At 70.4% G+C, this 21,176-nt stretch carries 23 protein-coding genes; 2 read left to right on the top strand and 21 right to left on the bottom strand.

Annotated elements, in window-relative coordinates; translation table 11 throughout:
• Window positions 1-192 precede the first annotated feature (192 nt).
• Window positions 193-666 (top strand): hypothetical protein, encoded by a 474-nt coding sequence (locus AC3WLZ_RS15555; RefSeq protein WP_412925816.1) that lies wholly within the window; start codon window positions 193-195, stop codon window positions 664-666.
• 12 nt (window positions 667-678) lie between these two features.
• Here the strand turns inward: AC3WLZ_RS15555 and AC3WLZ_RS15550 are convergent, their stop codons facing one another.
• The 10 genes from AC3WLZ_RS15550 to AC3WLZ_RS15505 all read right to left on the bottom strand — a co-directional run bounded on the left by AC3WLZ_RS15550 (window position 679) and on the right by AC3WLZ_RS15505 (window position 12,131).
• The gene (locus tag AC3WLZ_RS15550; RefSeq protein WP_492470665.1) at window positions 679-1,959 is read right to left on the bottom strand and encodes a hypothetical protein; all 1,281 of its coding nucleotides are present in this window, start codon (window positions 1,957-1,959) and stop codon (window positions 679-681) included.
• A 117-nt stretch (window positions 1,960-2,076) separates the two neighbouring features.
• Complete coding sequence (locus AC3WLZ_RS15545; protein ID WP_492470664.1) at window positions 2,077-2,439, bottom strand: hypothetical protein; 363 nt, start codon at window positions 2,437-2,439, stop codon at window positions 2,077-2,079.
• Window positions 2,429-6,490, bottom strand: a complete 4,062-nt coding sequence (eccCa, locus tag AC3WLZ_RS15540; RefSeq protein ID WP_492470663.1) for a type VII secretion protein EccCa — start codon at window positions 6,488-6,490, stop codon at window positions 2,429-2,431. Before eccCa ends, AC3WLZ_RS15545 begins: the two co-directional genes overlap by 11 nt.
• Window positions 6,487-7,281 carry a P-loop NTPase family protein gene (locus AC3WLZ_RS15535; protein ID WP_492470662.1) on the bottom strand — a complete coding sequence of 265 codons (795 nt, stop codon included), beginning with the start codon at window positions 7,279-7,281 and terminating at the stop codon, window positions 6,487-6,489. The genes eccCa and AC3WLZ_RS15535 overlap by 4 nt, the downstream gene beginning before the upstream one ends.
• Window positions 7,278-8,624: an EsaB/YukD family protein gene (locus tag AC3WLZ_RS15530; protein WP_492470661.1), complete on the bottom strand. Its 1,347-nt coding sequence runs from the start codon at window positions 8,622-8,624 to the stop codon at window positions 7,278-7,280. The genes AC3WLZ_RS15535 and AC3WLZ_RS15530 overlap by 4 nt, the downstream gene beginning before the upstream one ends.
• Window positions 8,621-8,881, bottom strand: a complete 261-nt coding sequence (locus tag AC3WLZ_RS15525) for a hypothetical protein (protein WP_138177080.1) — start codon at window positions 8,879-8,881, stop codon at window positions 8,621-8,623. The genes AC3WLZ_RS15530 and AC3WLZ_RS15525 overlap by 4 nt, the downstream gene beginning before the upstream one ends.
• Window positions 8,881-9,954: a DUF6177 family protein gene (locus AC3WLZ_RS15520; protein WP_492470660.1), complete on the bottom strand. Its 1,074-nt coding sequence runs from the start codon at window positions 9,952-9,954 to the stop codon at window positions 8,881-8,883. Before AC3WLZ_RS15520 ends, AC3WLZ_RS15525 begins: the two co-directional genes overlap by 1 nt.
• Window positions 9,951-10,724: an FHA domain-containing protein gene (locus AC3WLZ_RS15515; protein WP_412925809.1), complete on the bottom strand. Its 774-nt coding sequence runs from the start codon at window positions 10,722-10,724 to the stop codon at window positions 9,951-9,953. The genes AC3WLZ_RS15520 and AC3WLZ_RS15515 overlap by 4 nt, the downstream gene beginning before the upstream one ends.
• 103 nt (window positions 10,725-10,827) lie before the next feature.
• The gene (locus AC3WLZ_RS15510; RefSeq protein WP_492470659.1) at window positions 10,828-11,388 is read right to left on the bottom strand and encodes a hypothetical protein; all 561 of its coding nucleotides are present in this window, start codon (window positions 11,386-11,388) and stop codon (window positions 10,828-10,830) included.
• Entirely contained in the window at window positions 11,385-12,131 is a 747-nt protein-coding gene (locus tag AC3WLZ_RS15505; protein ID WP_492470658.1) for a hypothetical protein, read from the bottom strand. The genes AC3WLZ_RS15510 and AC3WLZ_RS15505 overlap by 4 nt, the downstream gene beginning before the upstream one ends.
• A 188-nt stretch (window positions 12,132-12,319) precedes the next feature.
• On the opposite strand from AC3WLZ_RS15505, the gene AC3WLZ_RS15500 reads away from it, so the two are divergent.
• Window positions 12,320-12,754 carry an Imm61 family immunity protein gene (locus tag AC3WLZ_RS15500; RefSeq protein ID WP_492470657.1) on the top strand — a complete coding sequence of 145 codons (435 nt, stop codon included), beginning with the start codon at window positions 12,320-12,322 and terminating at the stop codon, window positions 12,752-12,754.
• Here AC3WLZ_RS15500 and AC3WLZ_RS15495 read toward each other — a convergent pair.
• The 11 genes from AC3WLZ_RS15495 to AC3WLZ_RS15445 form a co-directional block, all read right to left on the bottom strand.
• The gene (locus tag AC3WLZ_RS15495; protein WP_492470656.1) at window positions 12,751-13,032 is read right to left on the bottom strand and encodes a YrhB domain-containing protein; all 282 of its coding nucleotides are present in this window, start codon (window positions 13,030-13,032) and stop codon (window positions 12,751-12,753) included. The two genes, AC3WLZ_RS15500 and AC3WLZ_RS15495, sit on opposite strands and share 4 nt — an antisense overlap.
• Before the next feature lie 77 nt (window positions 13,033-13,109).
• Window positions 13,110-13,511: a hypothetical protein gene (locus tag AC3WLZ_RS15490; protein WP_492470655.1), complete on the bottom strand. Its 402-nt coding sequence runs from the start codon at window positions 13,509-13,511 to the stop codon at window positions 13,110-13,112.
• A 68-nt stretch (window positions 13,512-13,579) separates the two neighbouring features.
• Window positions 13,580-14,413: a hypothetical protein gene (locus tag AC3WLZ_RS15485; protein WP_412925804.1), complete on the bottom strand. Its 834-nt coding sequence runs from the start codon at window positions 14,411-14,413 to the stop codon at window positions 13,580-13,582.
• Window positions 14,410-14,844, bottom strand: a complete 435-nt coding sequence (locus tag AC3WLZ_RS15480; protein ID WP_492470654.1) for a hypothetical protein — start codon at window positions 14,842-14,844, stop codon at window positions 14,410-14,412. Before AC3WLZ_RS15480 ends, AC3WLZ_RS15485 begins: the two co-directional genes overlap by 4 nt.
• Before the next feature lies 1 nt (window position 14,845).
• Complete coding sequence (locus AC3WLZ_RS15475) at window positions 14,846-17,524, bottom strand: hypothetical protein (RefSeq protein WP_492470653.1); 2,679 nt, start codon at window positions 17,522-17,524, stop codon at window positions 14,846-14,848.
• Window positions 17,524-17,868, bottom strand: coding sequence for a DUF6507 family protein (locus tag AC3WLZ_RS15470; RefSeq protein ID WP_492470652.1), 345 nt, complete (start codon window positions 17,866-17,868; stop codon window positions 17,524-17,526). Before AC3WLZ_RS15470 ends, AC3WLZ_RS15475 begins: the two co-directional genes overlap by 1 nt.
• Before the next feature lie 102 nt (window positions 17,869-17,970).
• Window positions 17,971-18,282, bottom strand: a complete 312-nt coding sequence (locus AC3WLZ_RS15465) for a pore-forming ESAT-6 family protein (protein WP_228161668.1) — start codon at window positions 18,280-18,282, stop codon at window positions 17,971-17,973.
• A gap of 20 nt (window positions 18,283-18,302) precedes the next feature.
• Window positions 18,303-18,623 carry a hypothetical protein gene (locus AC3WLZ_RS15460; protein WP_412925800.1) on the bottom strand — a complete coding sequence of 107 codons (321 nt, stop codon included), beginning with the start codon at window positions 18,621-18,623 and terminating at the stop codon, window positions 18,303-18,305.
• A 134-nt stretch (window positions 18,624-18,757) separates the two neighbouring features.
• Window positions 18,758-19,330 carry an HhH-GPD-type base excision DNA repair protein gene (locus AC3WLZ_RS15455; protein WP_412925799.1) on the bottom strand — a complete coding sequence of 191 codons (573 nt, stop codon included), beginning with the start codon at window positions 19,328-19,330 and terminating at the stop codon, window positions 18,758-18,760.
• Window positions 19,331-19,350: 20 nt separating this feature from the next.
• Entirely contained in the window at window positions 19,351-19,632 is a 282-nt protein-coding gene (locus AC3WLZ_RS15450; RefSeq protein WP_412925798.1) for a hypothetical protein, read from the bottom strand.
• A 205-nt stretch (window positions 19,633-19,837) separates the two neighbouring features.
• Window positions 19,838-21,163: a glutamyl-tRNA reductase gene (locus tag AC3WLZ_RS15445; protein ID WP_492470651.1), complete on the bottom strand. Its 1,326-nt coding sequence runs from the start codon at window positions 21,161-21,163 to the stop codon at window positions 19,838-19,840.
• Window positions 21,164-21,176 lie beyond the last annotated feature (13 nt).

Raw genomic sequence — 21,176 nt, 5'->3', positions numbered from 1 at the left:
AGACGGGGGCGGGACTTATTACGCTGGCCCGTTCCGGGGAGTGGGTACTCACATCACCCAAGGCGGAGATAGCGGCGGTCCATGGTTTCTCGGCAGCGTCGCGTATGGCATCCATCAAGGAACCAATCCGGCCGGCACCATCTCCATCTGGAGCAATGTCACGAACGCACTGACTCGATTCAACCTACGGCTATGGGCCGGCTAGGGCTCGGGCTCGTCGCCGGAGCGGCTGTCGTGGTTCTCGCTGCGTGCTCAGCGCCGGCCCCGACGCCTACTCCCTCACCGCGGGAGACGGAGTACTCGGCGCAGCCGGCGATCCTCGTCGGGCTGGCGCCGCCGCGCTCGGCGAGCCTCGTCGAGGATCTCGCCGGAACGCTCGCCGTCAACGACCAGGGATGCGTCGTGCTCCAAGCCCTGCTTCCCGTCGAGAGCGAGCTCGTTGTGATCTGGCCGATCGGAACGAGCGCGGGGCCCGGTCGAGTCGACCTGGTTGATGGCTCATTCGACATCGGCGACTCGATAGATCCAGCTCGTGGATGGTTGACCACGCTCGGCGACCTGGCGCCCGGAGCCTTCCTCGAAGGACGTGACGGCCCGTGCGGGCACACCGAGGCCGCACCGGCGGTCGTCATCACGCAGATCGTCGGTGGCCCGACGCAGGAGTGAGGGTCGCGCCGGCTAGCAGAGGGGACCGATCCGGTATTCCACCCACCAGCCCGGCATACCGCTGTCACCGCCGATGGCGCGGGTCACACCGTAGTCGACAGGGGTCTCGCACCAGTAGAGGGTGGTGCCGTCGAGGAAGTAGCCGAGCGACACCGGTGTGGCGGTGACGGGCGCGCCGTGGACGTCCGGGGGAGCCCACTCGCTGTCGCTGGATGTCGCGACCCATGTGCCGCCCTGGAGATACTGCATCCACTGGACGGAGCCGTAGAACCCGCCGATCGCCTTGGTGACTCCGGTGGCCGAGACGCTGCCGCGGTTGTACAGGGTGGTGCCGTCGATGACGTAGTTGCGGGTGACGGCCGTGGCCGTGGCCGGGGCGCGGAACGATTCCACCGACCCCCAGCTGTCCCGGATGATCCAGGTGCTCCCCTTGAGGTACTGCACCCACGACGCACCAAAAGCCGTCCCACCGATGGCCTTGGTGACGTTCGTGTCGACGCTGCTGCCGTTGAAGTAGAGCGTCGTCCCGTCGAGCAGGAAACCGAGGGTCAATGGGGTGGCGGTCGTCGGCGTGCCCGCGAGGGTGGTGTCGTCGAAGCTCTTCGTGCCGTCCACGATGTACCAGGTATCTCCCTTGAGGTACTGGGCCCATTCGTTGAACGGGAGCATGACGCCGAACGGCGAGGTCCCCCCGACGACTTTGGTGACGTTCGTGTCGAACAGTTCGCCGCCGTGATAGAGGTTCGTCCCGTCGATGAAGAAGCGGACCGTCACGGGGTGAGCGGTCCACGGCGGCGTCCCGGGGCTCCCACTGGGGAAATTCCTCCCTTCTCGGAGCCCCCATCGGGTGGTGACAGCGGGAGAGTTCAGACCCGCGCTGACCGTGCTCGCGCCGGAGCTGAGTGCGGTGATCGTTCCGGAGCCTCCCAGAGTGGGAATGGCGATCCCCGGGAGGGCGATACGACCGTTCACGTCCGTGATGACGGTGCGAGTGGTCGTGCCGTCCGGGAATTGGTATCCCCCGGCGAGAGTGAGGGTCACCTCACGGCCGGAGGCGGGCACGCCGCCCACGGTGAGGACGAGGGAGGCGCCGCTGATCGTGCCGCAGGACACGCCCGCGTAGGACGGCTTGTCGAACGCGAGGCGCACCTCCGCAGGGTTCGAGGCGGCCGCGACGGGGGCCGCGGTGGCGACGGCGACCGCGGGGACCGTCCAAGCGGCGCTCCGGAGGAGGGCTCGACGGTCGACTCCCGGGGGTCGATGTGCGGGGATGTGGCGATGTACGGCGCTCATGCGTGGTGCCCTTCGGGTGGTCGTTGCGGAGTGACCAGGAGGGCGCCGATTATTCGCAGGCGATGTTGCGCACTCTTAACACGGGGTCCCCGAGTGCGGCGGGTGAAATCTTGGTCGTCAGCCGAGGTGCGCGGCGACGCCCCCACGGGCGGCCGCGGCCGCGTCGAGCAGCCGCACACCGATGATGCCCTCGGGCTCCCACGGGGTGAAGCCGTCGGTCGCCCACCGGGCATCGGGGGCGACCTCGACCGTGCCGTAGACCCGCGTGAGCTCGGCCGTCGGCGGCGTCAAACGGGGGAGGAGCACCGTGAGAACGACGCGTTCCGCCACCACGACCTGCGCCGCCGCACCGTCGTCGAGCGGGCGGATCTCGACGGACGTCTCGGTCAGCTCTTCGGTCGTGAGCACCGCCGACACGGCCTCGGCGAGCGCGTCGATATCGACGGGGTCACGCGTGAATGCGACGCTGCTACGGGGCACGGTTGCCTCTTCTCCGGCGGGTCAGGGGCGGCTCTTGCGTTCGCCCGGCGTCATCCTCGATCTCGGCGATCGCGTCGGTGGCGCCATCGGGCGACACCTCTTCCACGACGGCTTCGGCCGGCGCGCCCGGGGACGATGCACTCTCGGGTTCACCCGCACTGGCGACGAAGTTCGCCACCTGCACGAGCGTGGGGCGCTCGCCGCGGCGAGCCAGTCGGCCGCGGCCCGCGATCATCGGCTCGGCGTACAGCTTCGGCAGCAGCGCACCCTCGGACCGGTCGCCCGACATGATCAGCGCCGTGCCCCCCGTGTCGCGGATGCCCTGCAGCGCCACATCGAACATCGCCCGCGACGCACCCGCGACGGGGCGGCTCACCACCACGTTGAGGCGCAGGTCGCGTGCCGACGCCAGGTACGGCAGCAGCGGGCGCAGCGGTTCGGTGCCGCCGGCGGCGAGGATGTCGAAGTCGTCGGCGATCACGAGGATCCGCGGGCCCGCATCGCGGTCGTTCGCCCGCTTCTCGAGCTCGACCGCGATGGATTCGGCCAGCAGCCGTGCCTGCCGACCCGACGATGCATGGCCGCCGAGATAGGCATCCGGAACCTCGGATGCCAGCTCCCCGCGCGCATCCATGAGGGCGACGACGAGCTCCTCGGCGGAGTGCCGGTCGATCGCACCCTGCACGATGCCGCGCAGCAGCGTCGTCTTCCCGCAGCGGCTGTCGCCGAGGACGAGCAGGTGCGGGTCGCGCGTGACCAGGTCGAGCGACACCGGCTGCATCGTGTCCTGGCGCAGACCCAGGGGGACGGCATCCGGTTCGTCGATCGCGTCGGGCAGCTCGATCGGCGACAGCACCTCGGGGAGCAGGCGGATCGGCGCCGCGCCCTGACCGCCCCACCGGGCCGCGCTCTCGCGCGCGAGCTGTTCGAGGGCCTCGCCGGTGTCGCCGTCGTCGACCTCCTCGAGCAGCGGCAGCGCGATCTGCGCGAAGAGCTTCTCGTCGGTCAGGACGCGGCCGGGCTCGTCGGCGCGGAGCGTCTGCGAGAGCTTGCGCGCGATCTGCGAGTCGGCGGGGTCGTTGAGCTTGAGCTCGAGGCGCGTGCCGATGAGGCCCTGCAGGTTCATGCGCAGTTCGTTCCAGCGCGAGAGGGCGACGACGACGTGGATGCCGAAGCTGCCGCCGCGTTCGAGCAGTTGGGCGAGCGGGGTCTCGAGGTCTTCGAAGTCCTGCCGCAGCGCCCCGAGTCCGTCGACGAGCAGCACGACATCCGCGCTCGGCAGGTCGGGCAGGCGCCCGTCGGCGTGCTGGCGGCGCATGTCGGCGAGCGAGTCGAGACCGTGGTCGCGGAAGACGCGCTCGCGGACGGCGAGCATGCCGGTGAGCTCTTCGAGCAGACGCGTGAGCCGCTCGCGGTTGCCGCGCGTCGCGACTCCACCGACGTGCGGGAACGGCTCGATGCGGGCGAGACCACCGCCCGTGAGGTCCATGCCGTAGATGCTCACCTGGCGCGGGGAATGCGTGAACGACAGCGACGCGGCGAGCGTGCGCAGGAACATCGAGCGCCCCGACTGCGGCGCGCCGGTGATCGAGACGTGTCCGCCCGAGCGCGTGAGGTCGAGCATCCACGGCGACTGCGTCTGCTTCGACGGGTCGTCGAGGAGTCCCATCGGCGCGCGGAGCGTCCCGGCACCGTCGGCCTGGGGCAGGACGCCGCCGAGGGTGAGCACGGGCGGCAGCGGCGGGAGCCACACCGGACGCGTGCGGGCGATGCCGCGCGCGAGCCGCGATGTCGCCGCCTGCACGAGGGTCCGACCGGTGGTGGGCGTCTCGGGCTCGGCGCTGTCGAGCTGCTCGGCCTCGGGCGAGTCGTCGGGCAGGTCGTACGCGGGCAGCCGCAGCACCGGCGGGGCGTCGTCGTGTCGGGGACCGGACTCGATCGGGTCGGGCACCGGACCGGACACGTAGCCGGCGCGGAAGCGCGTGTAGACCGACGTGTCGACCTTCAGGTAGCCGAAGCCGGGGATCGCGGGCAGGTGGAACGCGTCGGGGGTGTCGAGCACCACGGCCGACTCCGACTCCGAGAACGTGCGGAGGCCGATCCGGTACGACAGGTACGTGTCGAGTCCGCGCAGGCGCCCGGCCTCGATCCGCTGGCTCGACAGCAGCAGGTGCACGCCGATCGACCGGCCGATGCGCCCGATCGTCAGCAGCAGCTCCACGAAGTCGGGCTCGGCCGTGAGCAGCTCGCCGAATTCGTCGATCACCAGGAAAAGGTGCGGCAGCGCCGGCAGCTCGGGACGGTCCCGTCGCATCTGCCGGTAGTGACCGATGGATGCCGCGTTCCCGGCATCCTTCAACAGGCGCTGTCGACGCACGACCTCGCCCTGGATGCTCGCGCGGGCGCGCTCGGTCAGCTGCGGGTCGTCGGCGAGGTTGTCGATGATGCCCGCGACGTGCGGGAGCCGCGCGAACGGCGCGAACGCCGCCCCACCCTTGTAGTCCACGAGGATCATGCTGAGGTCGTCGGGCGAGTGCGTCAGCGCCAGGCCCAGGATGAGCGTGCGCAGCAGCTCGCTCTTGCCCGAACCGGTCGCGCCGATGCAGATGCCGTGCGGCCCCATGCCGAGCTGCGCCGACTCCTTCAGGTCGAGCAGCACCGGGCCGCCCCGGTCGTCGACGCCGATCGGCACGCGCAGGAACTCCGCGGCGCTGCGCGTGCGCCACGCGGCCGAGGTGTCGATGGCATCCACGTCGGCGACGCCGAGCAGCTGCGTCACGTCGGGGGCCAGGGCCGTCCCGGCATCCTCGGCCGACGTGCGCGTCAGGCGCAGCCCCGCGAGGGGGCGGGCCACGACCTCGAGCGCGGCGGGGGTCATCGGATCGATCCGGATGCCGGTGACCGCCGCCTCACCCGAACCGGGCGTTTCGACGGTCGCGGTGCCGGCGTCGATCGTCACGCGGACGGCGACAGACGTCGGCTCCTTGAGACGGTCGTCGACGAGGTGCACGACCGTCACGCCCAGCGCGGACAGGTCGAGGGCGGCATCCAGGCGGGGGACGGGCGACGCGGCGTGGTCGGCCTCGTCGACGAAGATCACCAGGCGTCCGGGCTTGGTGCGGCGGCCCGCGCGGCGCGAGGCGGCGGCGGTGGCGACGCGGTCGCGGAGCTCGTCGCGGAGCAGCGACAACAGCTCGGGCAGGCTCGGCGCCACGCGGCGGGCGGTGACGGCCCCGGTCGGCGGGGTGTCGCTCGAAAGGTGGGGCAGGAGATCGATGCCGTCCCAGTCCTGGCGCTGCGCGGGCGCGATCGCGGCGGCGATGTGCACGTCGTCAGGGGAGTGGAACGCGGCGATCTGCGCGGCCAGCGCCCGGGCGACACGGAGCGTGTCGGGCCGTGCGCCGACGAGGGAGACCTGGCCGCCGCGTTCGAGGTCGACGGTCGCGGGCATGCCCTGCGAGACACCGGCGAGGCGCACCATGCGCTCCGCCGATTCGCGCATCACGGGATCGAAGGGCTGCACCGGGTTCTGCTCGGGCGGCAAGGCGACCTCGACGGCGCGCAGGTCGCCCGTCCCGATGCGGACGCGGAGGAAGTCGGCATCCCCGGGTCGTCGTTCCCACCGTCGGGCGGGGTCGGCGACGATCTCGACGAGAGTGCCGGGTGAGGGGTGCAGGGCCAGGGCGGCGGTGCGCTGCGCGTCGGCGGTCTGCCGCACGGCCTCGCGCGTCTCCTCGAGGTAGTCGAGGTAGCGCTCCCGCTGGACGCGACGCTGGCGGGCGGCGTTGCCGCGCTGCGTGAACGCCATGCCGAGGCCGCCGACGAGGGCGACGACCAGGATGACGGCTCCCACCACGACCATGATCGGGTTGTTGCGCAGCAGCACGATCATCGTGATCGACGACAGGCTGCCCACGATGGGCAGCAGCGACTGCAGGGGGAATCCGGTCGCGCCCTCGCCGATCGGCGGGGGCGGCGCCAGGGTCACATCGGGCGCCGGCTCGACGGCCTCGCTGATGCGGGCGGGGCGGTGGACGATGCGGACGGTCACGAGGCCCTCCCCGTGGCAGAGACGAGCGCCGCGGCCAGCTGCACCACGGCCAGTTGGGTCGCCGAGCGACGCGCGTGGCCCCCGGCGGCGAGACCCGGGTCGAACGGCACACCGACGACCCGGTGATCGGCGCCGGTCGCGAGGGCACGGGCGACGCCGTCGCCCTCGCGCGCGTGATCGACCAGTGCCAGCACGACCGACGGCGACTCGGGGAGACCCGCGATCGCGTCGACGACGGAGCGGGCGTGTTCGGCCGGTGAGCGGCGCGCGTCGCCCACCAGGCACACCACGTCGCACAGCGCCGCGCACGCGGCGAGGTCGACGAGGGGATGCCGCGCCCCGAAGTCCGTGACCGACACATCGAAGAAGCGGGCGATCGGTGCGGCTTCGCCGAGCCACGCGCCCACGGCGTCGTCGGCGTCGCGCGGACGCAGAGCGACGACGCCGTCGCGCACCTCGAGACCGCTCAGCGCCTCCGCCGTCGTGCGGGCCGAGGCGCGCGTATCGTCCGGCGGCACCGGTTCGGCGCCGAGGCGCGCGGCCAGCCCGGGCGTGCCGGTCGAGACGTCCACCGCGAGCACCGGTTCGCTCCGGCGCGCGGCGACCGCGCGGACGAGCTGGTGCGCCACCGTGCTCGTACCGGCACCGGGTGAGAGCGACACCACCCCGACGCGACGCGTCGTCGACAGGCCGCCGCGGATCGCGGCATCCCACGAGGTCAGCTGCACGCGGGCGTTGGCACCGCTGCCGAACACCGCGGTCGACAGCGCCCGCACATCGAGCACCGTCACGACCGGCCGCCGAACATGCCGAGCAGCTCGGCGTAGATGCCCAGGGCGCCCACGAGAAGCGGGATCAGCGCCACCACCGCGAGCGTCTCGACGACGTTGCCGAGACCGCGCAGGCGTGCCCGGACGTGCGGCCGCGGCCGCACCAGCACCATCGTGGCGATGAGGGCGGCCACGACGACCGCCACGCCCGCGCTGATCCAGCCGAGACCACCGACGAGAAGCACGGTGAGTCCGGCGGCGGCGATCGCGCCCGCCGCGACCCACAGCAACCAGCCCTGCCACCGCAGCGGGAACGCCCGCGTGCGGAGGGCCGCGACGAGGAAGAACGCCAGGGCCAGCAGTTCCGTCCAGATCGTGCCGGACAGCGCGAGCACCACCCCGGCCACACCGAGAACGGATGCCACGGCCCCGATGCTCCACGTCAGGGCGGCGTACGCCTCGTCGATGGCCGCGAACGCGCGGGGCCGCGCGGGCGGTGAGCCGGCCGCGGCGCGCTGGTCGAGGTCGGTGAGTCCCGCCGACGACAGGGCGATCCACGGCAGCGGACCGGTGGCGAACGCGGCGACGACGCCGGCGACGGCCGAGGCCGCGACGGCATCCACCCCCGCCAACAGAAGTCCGAGCAGCAGGGACGCGAGAACGGCGCCCAGCGCGCCGCCCGCCGCGGCCCCACGGCGCCGGTGGGCCACCCCGACGCCGAGCAGAGCGACCGTCGCGCCGGTCGCGAGCGCGGCGGCGATACCGGCGAGGATCGCGGCGGTCGGTGCCAGTGTCGATGCCAGCGCGGACGAGGTCGCACTCCCCACCGGCAGCGCCAGGCCCGCGGCCGCCGCCGACACGCATGCCGACAACCGTCGGAGCCCGCCGAGCCCGAGGCCCGTGGCGATCGCGGCGAGGAGCACCGAGGCCGCGAGCAACGCGAAAGCCGCGAGCGTCGGTGACGACCAGGGCGACAGCCACCCGGCGACGGCGAACGCCGCCGCGATGCCGGTCCCCCCGGCGATCGTGCGGGCCCGGTCGTCCCAGCGATCCGGGCGGGCGTCGTGCGCGTCGGCGGCGGCATCGGTGACGTCGATCACGACGGGCGGCGGGGGCGCGGCATCCAGGCGGACCAAGCGCACCAGGGTGCCGTCCGCAAGGTCGAGCTGCTGCGGCGTGAGAGCGATGTCGATCTGCTCGCCGTCGGGCGCGATGACGGCGAGCGGTCGCGCCACGGTGCCGGCGGTCTCGCCGAGGAGGTCGAGCAGGCGCGGAATCGCGGCGCCCACGGGCTCGCCGCTGGGGACGACGACTTCGGCGCGGCGTTCGGACCCGGCGACGGTCAGGCGGGTGTAGATGCTCACGGCGTTACGGCTCCGGTGGGGGTCTGGACGGTCGAGGTCGCCTGCTGGGCGCGCTCGGTCAGCAATTGCGAGACGAACGAGACGCCGACGCACGCGGCGCACGCGATCGCGGCGACGATGATCGAGCCCATGAGCCTCTTCATGTGGTCGTTGACCGTGCGGCGCTCGCCGATGTGGCCGTAGACGAGGGCGGCGCCCAAGCGCATGCGCTGGATCTTGGCCTGCTCGATGAGGACGGTGTCGCGCTGGTCGGGCATCAGCGGGTCCTTTCCGGCTCGCGCAGCTGCGCCCGCACGTGCGGGGCGAGGTTCAGCAGTTCGCCGAGTCGCTCGGGGTCGAGCGTTCTGAGGACGTCATCGAGGCGTGTCCACCCGCCGCCGTCGACCGAACCGAGCGGCAGCAGTACGCCGGGGAGCCGTGGGCTGCCGACCGTGGCGCCGCCGACCTCGTCGATCCAGCGCTTCGCGTCGATGCCCAGCGCCCGGATACCCACCGGCCCGATGAGCAGCGCCAGAGGTTCGGGCTGCGGGGATGCCGTCGCCCGGCGCGCCAGATCGGGGGCGCCGATCGCGGCGAACGCGATGCCGATCAGGGGGAGGCCGACGGTTGCCGCACGAGCGAGGAGCTCGCGCGCCTCGCCGGTCGCCGTCGCCCCGGCCTCGCGGCCCACGCCCGGCACCGCCGCCCAGACGCGCGTCGTCTCTTCCAGTCCCTCGTTCGTGCGGCCGACCTGCACCGTCGCGAGCGCCGCGCGTTCGCCGCCGCCCACGGCGACCCAGTGGCTGTCGAGCGGGATGCGGCGTCTCGACCGCTCGGTGAGGTCGTCGCGGTCCCACGGTGCGAGGAGCGGCTCGATCGCGCCCCACGCCGCGGGTTCCGTTCCGGTGAACAGCGCGACCGCCGCTTCCGCGACGCCACCGAGCCGCACGGGCCGGCTGACCCGGTGTCGCGTCGAGATCGTCGCCACGACCTGCAGAGTGGATGCCACCTGCGCGCGGACGAAGAGAGGATGCACGTTCTCGGGCGTCGGCGGATCCGCTGTCAGAGCGTCGGCGGGCGCGGCGAGGCGAACTCCCGTGCGCGCCTCGTAGAAGCCGTCCGTGCGCGTACGCACGACCCAGTGCCCCTGCACGGCGGACAACACCTGCGCCAGCGGCTGTGTCAGGCGCGAGAACTCGCTCGACACGATGATCGGGCGCAGCCCCTGGCTCGCGGTCTTGTGCAGGAAGTCGCTCATCGCGGTCGTCAGGGCGACGATCGGTGCGCGCGTCTCGGTGCCGGCCCAGCCGGGGCCGGCTGCGTCGAGGAGGGGGTGTGCGACGGTGCTCATGCGGCATCCCGGACGGTCAGCGTGCGGTCACCGATCTCGAGGACGACATCGGTGGGCACGGGCGTGCGCTGGTGGGGGAGGAGAGGCGTCGAGCTGCCGCCGCCCCGCACGAAGGTGCCGTTCGTGGAGCCGAGGTCGGTGACCCAGACCTGACGGCCGTCCCACTCGAGACGGACGTGCGACTTCGACAGGGTGCGGGACATGTCGGCCCAGCGGTAGACCTCGGCGGGGGCGTCGACCGGGGCCGAGGGGTCGCGGCCGAGGATCAGCGCGGTATCGAGCGTGAGGCGTTCGCCCGAGTCGAGCATGAGCGTCGGGACCATGCCGCGTCGGGCGCGGCCCGGCGCGCTGGCGGGAGTGGCGTCGGGGAACTGGAACGCGGCGATCGCGGGGGCGAAGGGGTCGCGGCCCTTGCGCAGATCGAACATCGCCAGCTTGCCGGACGCCAGCGCCCACACCGCTGACCCGCCCGCGGCCGCGCCGGTGGTGCGGCGGACGATGCGAGCGTCGACGGTCGCGGCGCCGAGGGTGCGGCCGGAGCGACCGAGGAGCCACACGGCGACGGCGAGGAGCGCGACCGCGGCGACGACCAGCAGCCATCCGATCGCCGGGGGACCGGCCGCGATCACGACGATCCCCGCCGCCAGCAACGCCAGGGGCATGACGACATCCAGCGCCACGGCTCCGACGATCTGGCCCCCGCGGGCACGCTCGGTGAACACGAGCGGATCGACGTCGGCCAAGCGCAACGGATCGTGCGTGCTCGTCATCGGGCCCCCTCCCTCGACCTTTCACCTTATGCGGGACGCCCTGACGCCGCGCATTTGCGCCGTCCCTTGCGTGGATAACCCGCGGGACGGCAGAATTCGCGACTCAGCGGCGGGTCAGCGGGATGTACTCGCGCCGTGCGACCATCGCGAAGATCTCTCTCGCTGCGGCATCCGAGATCTCCTCGAGGTCGGAATCCAGCGGAAAGCGGATGCCACGATCCAGGACGCCGCGCGTGTCCGGGGTCCAGTGGTCGACGTCCACGAGGAGCTCGTCCACGGGTCCGTGGTCGGTCTCGCACCGCCGGAACAACCGGGCGGGAACCAACCGACCGTCGACGCGGAGTTCACGGACGAAGTAGCGGGGCATGCTGTCCCGGCGAACCTGCGCGCGCCACCCGGCGACGCTGTTGCTCGACCGGAGGCGCGACAGGAAGTCCTCGAGCGCCGGACCTTCCTCCGTGAACTCGCGTCGGCCCTGCGCCGTGGCGCGCTCATCCGTTGCGAAGACCACCCAGCCGCTTCCCGTGCGCTGGATCGCCACGATGTCCGTGTCGTTCATTGCGTCTTCGAACCAGCGATATCCGCCGAGGCCCTCGGCGCGGATCGTCGCGAGCGTTTCTTCTCGCTGCTGCGCGCTTGCCCGCTCGTTGTGGGGGTCGGTCACAGGGGCATCACCTTCTCCCGGAAGTCGCTGAGTACGGAGAGCGGTACGAGGAACGAGACACCGCCGTTGCCGCCGCGCTCGTCGTGCACCTCCGCTCGCGGAAGGGCGACGAGAGCCTCCCAGTCCGGGCTGCGGTAGAGGTACAGGACGGCCAGGTAGTCCGCGCCCGATCGGGGCACGGGGGCGTGTACGCGGGTACCATCCTGCTTCCAGGTCGACACGAGCGGAATCCAATGGCCCTCGTAGAGTCCCTCGGCGTCGACGTGCTCCACCTGCAGAACCTCCGCGGCCGGCACGGTCCGATAGCTCAGCCCCTCACGGTCGTAGAGGAAGAACTCGGTGGGCCGTTCCCCGGGCGCCACCGTCGCTGTCGAGGCGAACCACCCGTCACTCGTTCGGACCCAGATCCCCGTGGCGCGGATCGTCTCGGCATCCATCGTCCGCCTCTTCGCGGGTTGCGCCCGTGTGTCCCTGAACGGCACGTCGTTCCGGGTTCTCACCATCTCCAGGAACTCGATGCCCAGCCGTCGGAGGGTGAAGAACCACCGGGATGCCAGGGCATCCACGGCATCCGGCGAAAGGTCGGGGCGGGCGGCCCGCAGGCGTCGCTTGTAGAGAGCCTCTCGGCCGTCATCGCTCGCGGCCACCGCCGGTTCGTCGGCGATGGGCATCGCCGCGCGGCCCCAGCCGAGGTACGCGACGACGGCTGCCGAAAGGACGTCGGCGGGCTGCGGTCGCGTCACTGTCGGTACTCCTCTGGGACCCGAAGGAAGCGAAGGGCGACCTGCCCCGCTTCCTTTGCGGTGAGTGGCGGCTCGTGAGGGTCGGTCATCGTGCCTCTCCCTCCTTCTTTGTGAGTTGACGGCTCCCGCTACAGGTGTCGAGCGAATCTCGTGAGTCGTGGTTCGGCTTCGCAGGGGACGATGAATCAATGGACGACAACGAAATCCTCGAGATGTGGGCGCATCGCGCTGGATTCCTCAGCCCGCTGCGCCCCGGTGATGCCGCACGAGGGTGGTGGAACCCGGAGACCGCGTTGGCCGTTCGCCGAGTCGCCGATTCCACCTGGCACGTGGACATCGAGAATCGCGGCTCTCGAACGACGGAGGCGTTCCTCGAAACGGAGGAGGACGCGAATCGTTTCCTCCTGATGCGGTTCGGCGTGCTCTGGCGGCTCGAGCAGGGACTCGATGACTTGTTCCCCATCCAAGCCGATCCCGGCGTCGTCATCAGCGAAGAAGGGTCCGTGTACTCGGTCCGGTGGGACGGTCGGAGTGCCGCGATCGCGGCCAAACGCCAGGCGATCCGATACAGCCATGTCGTCGACGAACCGCTCTCCCGCATCAGCGCACACCTCATGAGCTAGTCGGCTGCGGCGAGGCGAGCCATCTGCGCATCGACGGGTTCTGCGCTCGACAGCGTGAAAACAACGTCGCCGTTCTTCGGGATCACAAATGGGCCGTTGCCGGCCAGCGCCTGGAAGACATCGCCATGAACGGCGAATGCTTCGGACTGATAACCCTGCACCCACCACGCGCCGTAGTCGATCCTCTCTCCCACGAGGACGCAGCGCACGCCGCCGCGGCCTTCGGCGCTTCGAAGGGCTTGGCGAACGATCTCGCGGGCGTCGTCTGCGTCGATCATCTCCACTTCGCTTGCTGGCACGTTTCCCGACGTTCGTGACCCGAGGGGGTGACCGTCATGCATGGACATGTCGGCGGTCAGCGTCGTTGCAGCGGGACGTAGGTGCGGCGCGCGACCATGTCGAAGACGTCCTGCGCGGCCGCGGGGGAGATCTCCTCGATGTCGGCATCGAGAGGGAAGCGGATGGCCTTGTCGACCGTTCCGTGACGGTCGTCGGTCCACGAGTCGACGTCGAGGAGACGCTCGTCAACCGGCCCTTCCGGGGTTGAGTAGCGACGGAAGACCGACACCGGGACGACCTGCCCCTCCACCATCTGCTCGCGGATGAAGTAGCGCGTCGACGATGCCGCGGAGACCTGACGGAGGGTAGCCCTCCCGGCTTCCAGAAGAGCCGGTGCCAGCCGCTCCGACGGCAGTTCCCCGGACCGCGCCAACCTCATGGTGACTTCGAGGTCGTTCTCGGGGAGACGCTCTGTCATGGGGAGCTCCTTCCCTGTGTGGTAGCTCCGTTCGAACTCGACTCCGCGAGAGTGTTCGCCATCCGATCTCAACCGACGAGTTGATTGGCGAGGAGCTTCGTGTCGGAGAGATCGGTTCCCGGGATGCCGGACACCTCGAAGACGCCGTAATCGACCATGACGGCCGACAGTCGCCCGGCGATTTCAGGATCGTCCGTCAGGAGCTGCCCGCGGACGACGCCGTTGTGCTCCTCGAGCACGCGGAGCGGAACGTCGTCGAGGGTGGCTGTGAAATCGAGCTCGTATACGGTGCAGGCCGCGAGCGGAACCGTTTTCGTCCACACGCCGAGACGCGCTTGTGACCAGTCAGCAGACGCCGGCTCGACGTACGAAGTGAGATCGACCTCGTCATCGTGGATGTCCGCGGCGTACTCGGTCTCGTCATAGACCGCCCGCGTACCGAAGAAACGACTGGACGGATGCCATTCCGTGACCGGCGGTTGCCCCGCGAGCGCGGTCCACCCATGAGCAGCACCCCGGTACACGGCGAGGACCTCCTGTTCACCGGAGTCTGAAATCCGCCACAGTTCGGCCCCCGGGGAATAGCGGGTCGTGGACATGTTCCAGACCGGGACGATCTCGTCACCGACGGGCCGTAGGAACCCGAGCGGGTACGACGGCCACGGCCGTTCCACCTGCGGTGGTACGGCGAGGTTCGCGCACCGCGGGACTTCGAACCGCACGACATCGACGTGTCCTGAGCCATCGGACGGCCATCCGTACGCCTCCCGCAGCGCGCTGGCCGTTCGCAGGTTTGTCGCGTCACCCGCGAGCACGACGGAGCCGCCGACCTGGGAGTACCCGCGTTCGCGGACGAGCTGGGACATGCCGGGATGCAGCAGCTTCTGCAGAACGGTTCTCATGCTCTGACCACCGGGTGTTGCGTGGAAGCCACGTGTACGTCCTCGACCTCATCGGGGGCGACAAGCGCCGACCATCCATCATTCTGGTTTCCCGACATGCCTGCGGCCAGCGCCGCGTCGGGCTCGGTGCCCTCGTACCAGACGGTGACCATGCCGCGCTCCAGACCGCGTTTCACTCGCGGGCCGACCGATACGGGTACGCCGTGCCACGTGCCGGTCACCTTTTGAGAGAAGTAGGCAGACAGTGCCGAGAATGGCAGCTTCACCCACGGTTCGCGGGGATCATCGTGCAGCTCGAGAGCATCTGGAAACTCGTCCCGGGTCGGCCCGCTTTCAACATTGACCCGAACGAAGTCGTCACCCCCCGAGTGATAGGAGTACCGGCGACCTCGGTAGTCGTACTGCGTTTCGCTGACGGGAATTTCTGACATCTCAGCCCACCGGGATCCACTCTCCGGCGCGAAGCACCGCGAAGAGTCGTTGAGTTCCATCGCTGAGGACTTCCCACATCTCGGCTCCTTCACGCATGTTCACGCGGTTGGCTCGATACTCGGGAATGATGTCATCGCCGGTCTTTAGGAAGCCGTTGCCCGTGAACGGCGGGCTGTAGTGGTCCACGGAACCGTCGCCGCCCATCGAACTGTGCAGCTGAGGATTGACGGATCCCGATGCGTTGACCTGCTCCTGGAATCGTACGACGTAAGCGCCACTGTCATCGGGCAAGAAGTTGGTGTTGGGGTAGTCGAGCCGCAGCGACTGGAAAAAATCAGCGGGCGTCGTCAGGTGCGCGGTGTCTTGGGCGACCGACACCGACCCCGTGATCATTCCGTCGTCACGGAGAACAATGTTCTCTCCCTGTCCGAGCACCAGCTTCCCCGAAGCGTCGAAGTGCGGCTGGTCAAGAACCTTCTGGAAGACCGTGTCCGGAGTCACCTGAGCGGTGAGCTCGTTTCGCACTCCGTTGACGATGGTCTTCTCGGACGGCGTCAAGGTGTCGATCGGGCGGTTGATGAGATCTTCGAAGTGCGTTCGCGTTACTCCGTACTTGTCCAGAAGCGGAGTGGTCACGCGACTGCCACCGAGGTCCTCAGGCGCGAATGCGGTGGTGTGTTCGGTCCCGTCCATCAACGAGTAGACCCGTCCAGGCGAGGCGGGTGTCGTCGAGCTGCTGGTGGGCGAGTCGCCCCCCGCAGGTCCGGTCACGTCCCCGTCAGGCCCGTGCCCGCCCGCCGCGGCGTCGTCGCCGCGTCCCGCGCCGCTCGTGTCGTCGCCGCGGCCCAGGCCGTCACCGTTGCCGGTGTCGGAGCCGCCGTGGCCGCCGCTCTCGCCGCCCGCGTGGCTGCTGCCGCCGCCCGTGTCGGTCGAGGGGTCGCGCACGACCGTCGACTCACCCGCTCCACCGGTCTCGGTGCGGACGGGGGCGTCCTCGACGATCGAATTCACCGGACCGGGACCCGTCTCGCCGCGGACCCCACCGGCGCCGACGAGCTCGGGCTCGCGCACCGGCGCCGCGACACCGGCATCCGTTCCCCCGTCCGTGCGCACGGGCACGTCGCCGCCGCGCACGCCGTCGAACGAGCCGGCGGGCATCTCGATGCGACCCGAGGGGATGGCATCCGTCGGGGGGAACTCGTAGACCGCGACGCCGTCCTCCACTCGCGCCGTGACGTTGCTGAGGTCGACACCCGCGTCGTCGAGCGCGCGCAGCCCGGCCGCGGCGTCGTCGGCGACGAACGGCATGTCGGGAGTATTGAGGTGGAAGCCGTCTACGGCATCCGTGCCGAGGCGTCCGATGATGCCGTCGAGTCCGCGAATACCCGCCCCGCCGAGCTTCATCGCGCCGTTCATGGCGAACGCTGCCGGGTCGACGAAGTCGGCCACCTTCGCGATCTTCGACACGACGGATGCCGCGGTCGATGCGGTCTTCACGCCGGCGACGGCCGCGCCTCCCACGGGAATCAACGCGGTGCCGACGTTGAACACCGACTCGCCGAGGGCCGTGCCCGGGTCGTCCTGCCACTTGTCCCATGCGATGAGGGCCTTGCCGGTGTTGATAGCCGCTTCATCGGCCTGGGCCTTGAAGTCGCGCACCTCCTGCGGGAGGAAGCCGTCCATGCCCATGGACTGCATGAGAGAGTCCGACTGGAAGATCGGGGCCAGGATGCCGGTGTTGGCAGCGCCGGCGAACACGAGCATTCCCAGGTTGCCCCAGGCTGCACCGTAAGCGTCGCCGGAGAAGAAGTCCCCCGTCTCGGGGTTGTAGCCGAGCACGAGGGTGCCGAGGCCGGTGATCGTGCCCCACACACCGCCCACGGCGATGCCTTCCCAGAGGAAGTCCTTGAAGACGAACTTGGCGGTCGCCTCGCCGCAGCCCTCGGTGCGTTCGACCTCGGCGCCCCAGGGCATCTCGGTGCCCTCGGGGATCTCGGAAAGGCCGTAGCCCAGAGCATCGTCCTCGGACTGTGCGGCGTGCAACGGCGCGGCGCCGTAGAGCGCGCGGATGCGGTTCGCGCAGGCCCGCTCGGCCTCCCACAGCTTGACCTGCTGGGCGTTCACCGCGGACAGCAGCTCGTTGTTGCGGTCGACGTACTCCTGTACCTCGTGCCATTCCTTCGTCACCGTGCGGTACTTGTCCGGTGCCGCAGCGCTCGACGACCCCGTCGTCGACGAGCCCCACGAACCCTGGTAGGTCGGCGCGGCGGTGGCCCCTCCGTACGGCGACTGCGCCGCCGTCCACGCGGGGTTGATCTCGCGAACCTGCACGCCGCCCTGGATCGAGTCGTTGAAATCCTGCGCCTGCGTGCGCAGCGAGTCGAGCTCGGCCTTGATCGGACGCACATCCGCGGCGAAAGCGATGAGCGCGGCCGACACCTCGGAGAGGTTGTCGCTGACCTGCGTGGCCTGCGAACTGACCGGGGCCATCAGCCCCAGCAGGGTAGGCGACTCGGGTGCCTCGTAGACCCCGGCCATGCCCTGCCACTTGAAGTGCACGTTCGAGCCGTGATCGGCCACCTGGCCGGAGATCGTTCCGATCGTGCGGGCGTTCTCGTCGATGGCATCCGGGTTGATGTCGGCACCCGGAATCGCATCGACCTTGATCGCGTCTGGCATCACATCACCCCGTGCGGAAGAGTGGGCGGGTAGATCGCGGCGACGGCGGCGGACTGCGCGTTCGCCGCCATCTCGGTGTCGCCCGCGACGTAGGCTTCGGTGGCGCTGACGACACCCTGCGCCGCCGCACCGATACGGGCGCTCATGCCCTGGATGCGGGGAGCTTCCTCCTGCTGGAAGTACGCCTGCACGGCCTCCGAGATCGCGCCCGACTGCGTCGCGGTCACCGCTCCTTCGAGAGCGGGACTGAGCGAGTTCAGTGCGGTGCCGAGCGCTTCGGCATCGATGTTGACGTCTTGCAGCACGGCCACGACGCCTGATGGCTGGATGCTCCAGCTGGTCATCGCCCGACCCCCTTCATCATTACGAGACTGCCGCGCGGCTCACCCTGCGCGCGGGCGCCACGGATGCCGGGCGCAGTCTGCACCCGGCATCCGGAGGGATTGTCAGCCGATCGACTCCACCGCCGCGCGAGCCTTGCTCAGCGCGGTCTGGGCGGACTCGTCGTTGCGCTCCAGTGACGAACGGAGGGTCTGGATGATGCCGCGCACCTCGGCGGCGGCGTTCTTCCAGCGCACCTCCTTGCCGCGGTAGTCCTCGGACACACCGTCGGCGGAGTAGTCGGCCATGGCGGCCTGAACGTCGCGGTCGCGCTGGTCGATCAGCGACTCGAGCTGCGCGGCGACGCGGTTGAAGTTGTCCTGAGCGTTCTGCGACGCCGCGATCGAGTAGTCGCGACGGTCTCCCTGGTTCACCATGAGTCAGTCCTCTCCGATTCTCAGCGGCTGCCGAAGCGGGCGGCGTCGAACGACGATCCGGCTTCGAGGCTCGTGGTCTGGTCGACCATGGACGACTCGCCCTCCTGGAAGGAGCGGTCCATGCCCGAGATTCCTCCGAGCACGCCGTCGAGCGCGAGCTTCAGCTCGGACGAGATCGCGTCGGTGCGCGACTTGAAACGGTCGAACGCGGCACGACCCGCGCCCTGGAACTGCCCCTCGAGCGGCTCGGCCGCTTCGAACAGCTGGCGCACCAGCAGAGACAGCTCATCACTCGAACCCGAGGTCGCCTTACCCAGCACACCCAGTGTGTCGGAACCCATTGCGAACTTCACGAGAGCCCACCCTTCGATCGCGAATCAACCTGCAACGAACCCTGAAACACTAACCACGGGTCAGCGGTCGCGGAACGAAGATGAGAGAACTCTCCTTTTTCTCTCACATGGTGTAGAAGGGGTCAGTCCGTCGCTTTCGCCGCTGCTTTCGCGGCCCGCTTGTGCTCGCGCACCTTGGCCAACGAGTCCGGGCTCGTGATGTCGGCGACCGACCGGAAGGAGCCCTCTTCCCCGTAGGGCGCCGACGCTTCACGCCATCCGGAGCCGTCGTACCCGTACTGCTTTCCGAGCAGCGCGAGGAAGATCTTCGCCTTCTGCTCGCCGAAGCCGGGCAGGGCTTTGAGGCGCTTCAGCACGGTCGCGCCATCGGGATGGTCACGGGTCCAGAGCTGCGCGGCATCCCCGCCCCAGTCCTTTTCGATCGCGGCGCAGAGCGATTGCACGCGTGTGGCCATCGACCCGGGGAAGCGGTGCACCGCCGGGGACTGCGAGAAGGCGGCCGCGAACGCCTCGGGGTCCTCGTGCGCGAGCGTCCTGGCATCCATCGCCCCCACCCGCTCTTGGATCTTCAGTGGTCCCGCGAACGCCGTCTCCATCGCCACCTGCTGATCCAGCAGCATGCCGATCAGCAGCGCGAGGGGGTTCGTCGAGAGCAGGTCGTCGGCGGCCGGGTCGTCGGTGATGTGCAGGCTCATGCCCTCATTGTCCCGCGCGTTCACGCGGGTTCGGCGACCCACTTCTGCGCGAAGGGCACGGCATCCAGGTGATGCAGGTCGTCGGTGATCTCGGTCAGCTGCGTCTGGAAATCGTCGAAGCTGCCCGGCTTCAGGCGCTTCACGAGGGAGCCGTCGACCCGCCGGATCACGACCTCGCTCGTCGACGGTGCGTCTGCTCCGGAGTCGAGCAGACCCATGACGACCGTCGCCGCCCATCGCAGGCCGTTGCGGCGGCGATCCTCACCGGCGACGCGGTACACCTCGGATGCGGGAGTGCTCATGCGCACATCCTGCCCGAATCGGCGTGCGGTCGATTCGCGGGCTGGACGTGGCTGCCGCGCCGCTCGGGTGCAGCAATGCGCGGGTGGCGTCGGGTGCGTGTTGTCGGAGCGCCCCGTAGGGGAGGAGATTCGGCGGGGGAGGGGGATGCCGCGGTTTCGGTCCTCCGCTGCCCGGAAGTCCTCCGCTCGCCGGTGCGGCTCGAGCTCAGCCCGCGTCGGCGATGCGTGAGGCGGGTGCGTCGGCGTCGGCGACCTCGATGCCGAACAGCGCGGACAGCGCCGAGATGTAGTCGTCGCCGCGGCCGGACTCGGCGAGCTGGTGGGCGCGGGTGGTCGGGGTGTGCAGCAGCACGCCGACCAGGTGCCGCAGGGCCTGCTCGGTCTGGCCGCCCTCGTCGCCGCGGGCGCGGACGCGCTCGACCTCGGCGTCGAGCACGCCGAACACGTGGGCGCGCAGCGCCACGACGGCGGGCGTGATGTTCTTGCGCTCTCCCACGGAGGCGAAGCGGCGGGCGGCGTCGCGCACCAGGTCGCGCGCGGCATCCGTCGCCTGCAGCTCTTCGAGCGGGGCGTGGAGGCGGATGGTCTCGAGGTCGAGCAGGTCGACGCCGGGCACCGTGGCGACGTCGGGGTCGACGTTGCGCGGAAGACCGAGGTCGATGACGAGGCGGCGGCCGGAGTGCTCGACGGGACAGCCGACGGACGCCGGCGCGGCGGCTTCGGCGGCGGTGCGTCCGGCGGCGAAGGTCGCGGCGCTGACGACGTGGTTCTCGCTGGTCGTGCACGTGATCACGAGGTCGGCGTGCACGACGGCGGTGGGGAAGGTCTCGGCCGACACGGCGCGCAGCCCGTGCTTGGCGGCGAACTTCGCGGCGCGGCCCGAGGGGGAGTGCACCGAGATGTCTTCGGCGCCCTGGTCGCGGAGCGCGGCGACCGTCGCGGCCGCGTAGGCGCCCGTGCCGACCAGCAGGACGCGCTGCGTCGACCAGTCGGCGATGCGGCTGTCGGCGAGCTCGAGGCCGAGGCGTACCAGCGAGCGACCGGCGCGGCCGATCGCGGTCGAGTTCTTCACGCCGCGCTGCGCCTCGGACGCGCGCTGGAACAGCCGCTCCAGCTCGCCGGACGTGGTGCCGAGGTTGCGCGACTCGGTGAGGGCACGCCGCACCTGACCGGCGATCTCGCCCTCGCCCACGACGACGGATTCGAGACCGGATGCCACCGAGAACAGGTGCTCTGCCACATCACCGCCGCCCAGCACGGTGTACGAACCCTCGAGCTCGCTCGCGGGCACGCCCGTCGCCGCCTCGATGGCGCTCAGCGTGGCCTCTACTCCCACGGCGACGGCGGCCGTGACCGGCTCGTCCATGTCGACGTAGGCCTCGAAGCGGTTGCAGGTGGCCACGACGACCGCTCCCTGCACGCACTCGTCGTGCGCGGCGATCAGGGGGGCGACGGGGGTGGTGGGTACGCTGAGCCGCTCGAGGAGATCGAAGGACGCGGTCTTGTGACTCGCGCTCACACAGAGCAGCACGCAGAGATTCTAC

The organism is Microbacterium sp. FW305-3-2-15-F-LB2, from assembly GCF_058787255.1.
The sequence above is the reverse complement of the archived record's forward strand: the minus strand, read 5'-3'. Positions and strand labels throughout refer to the sequence as shown.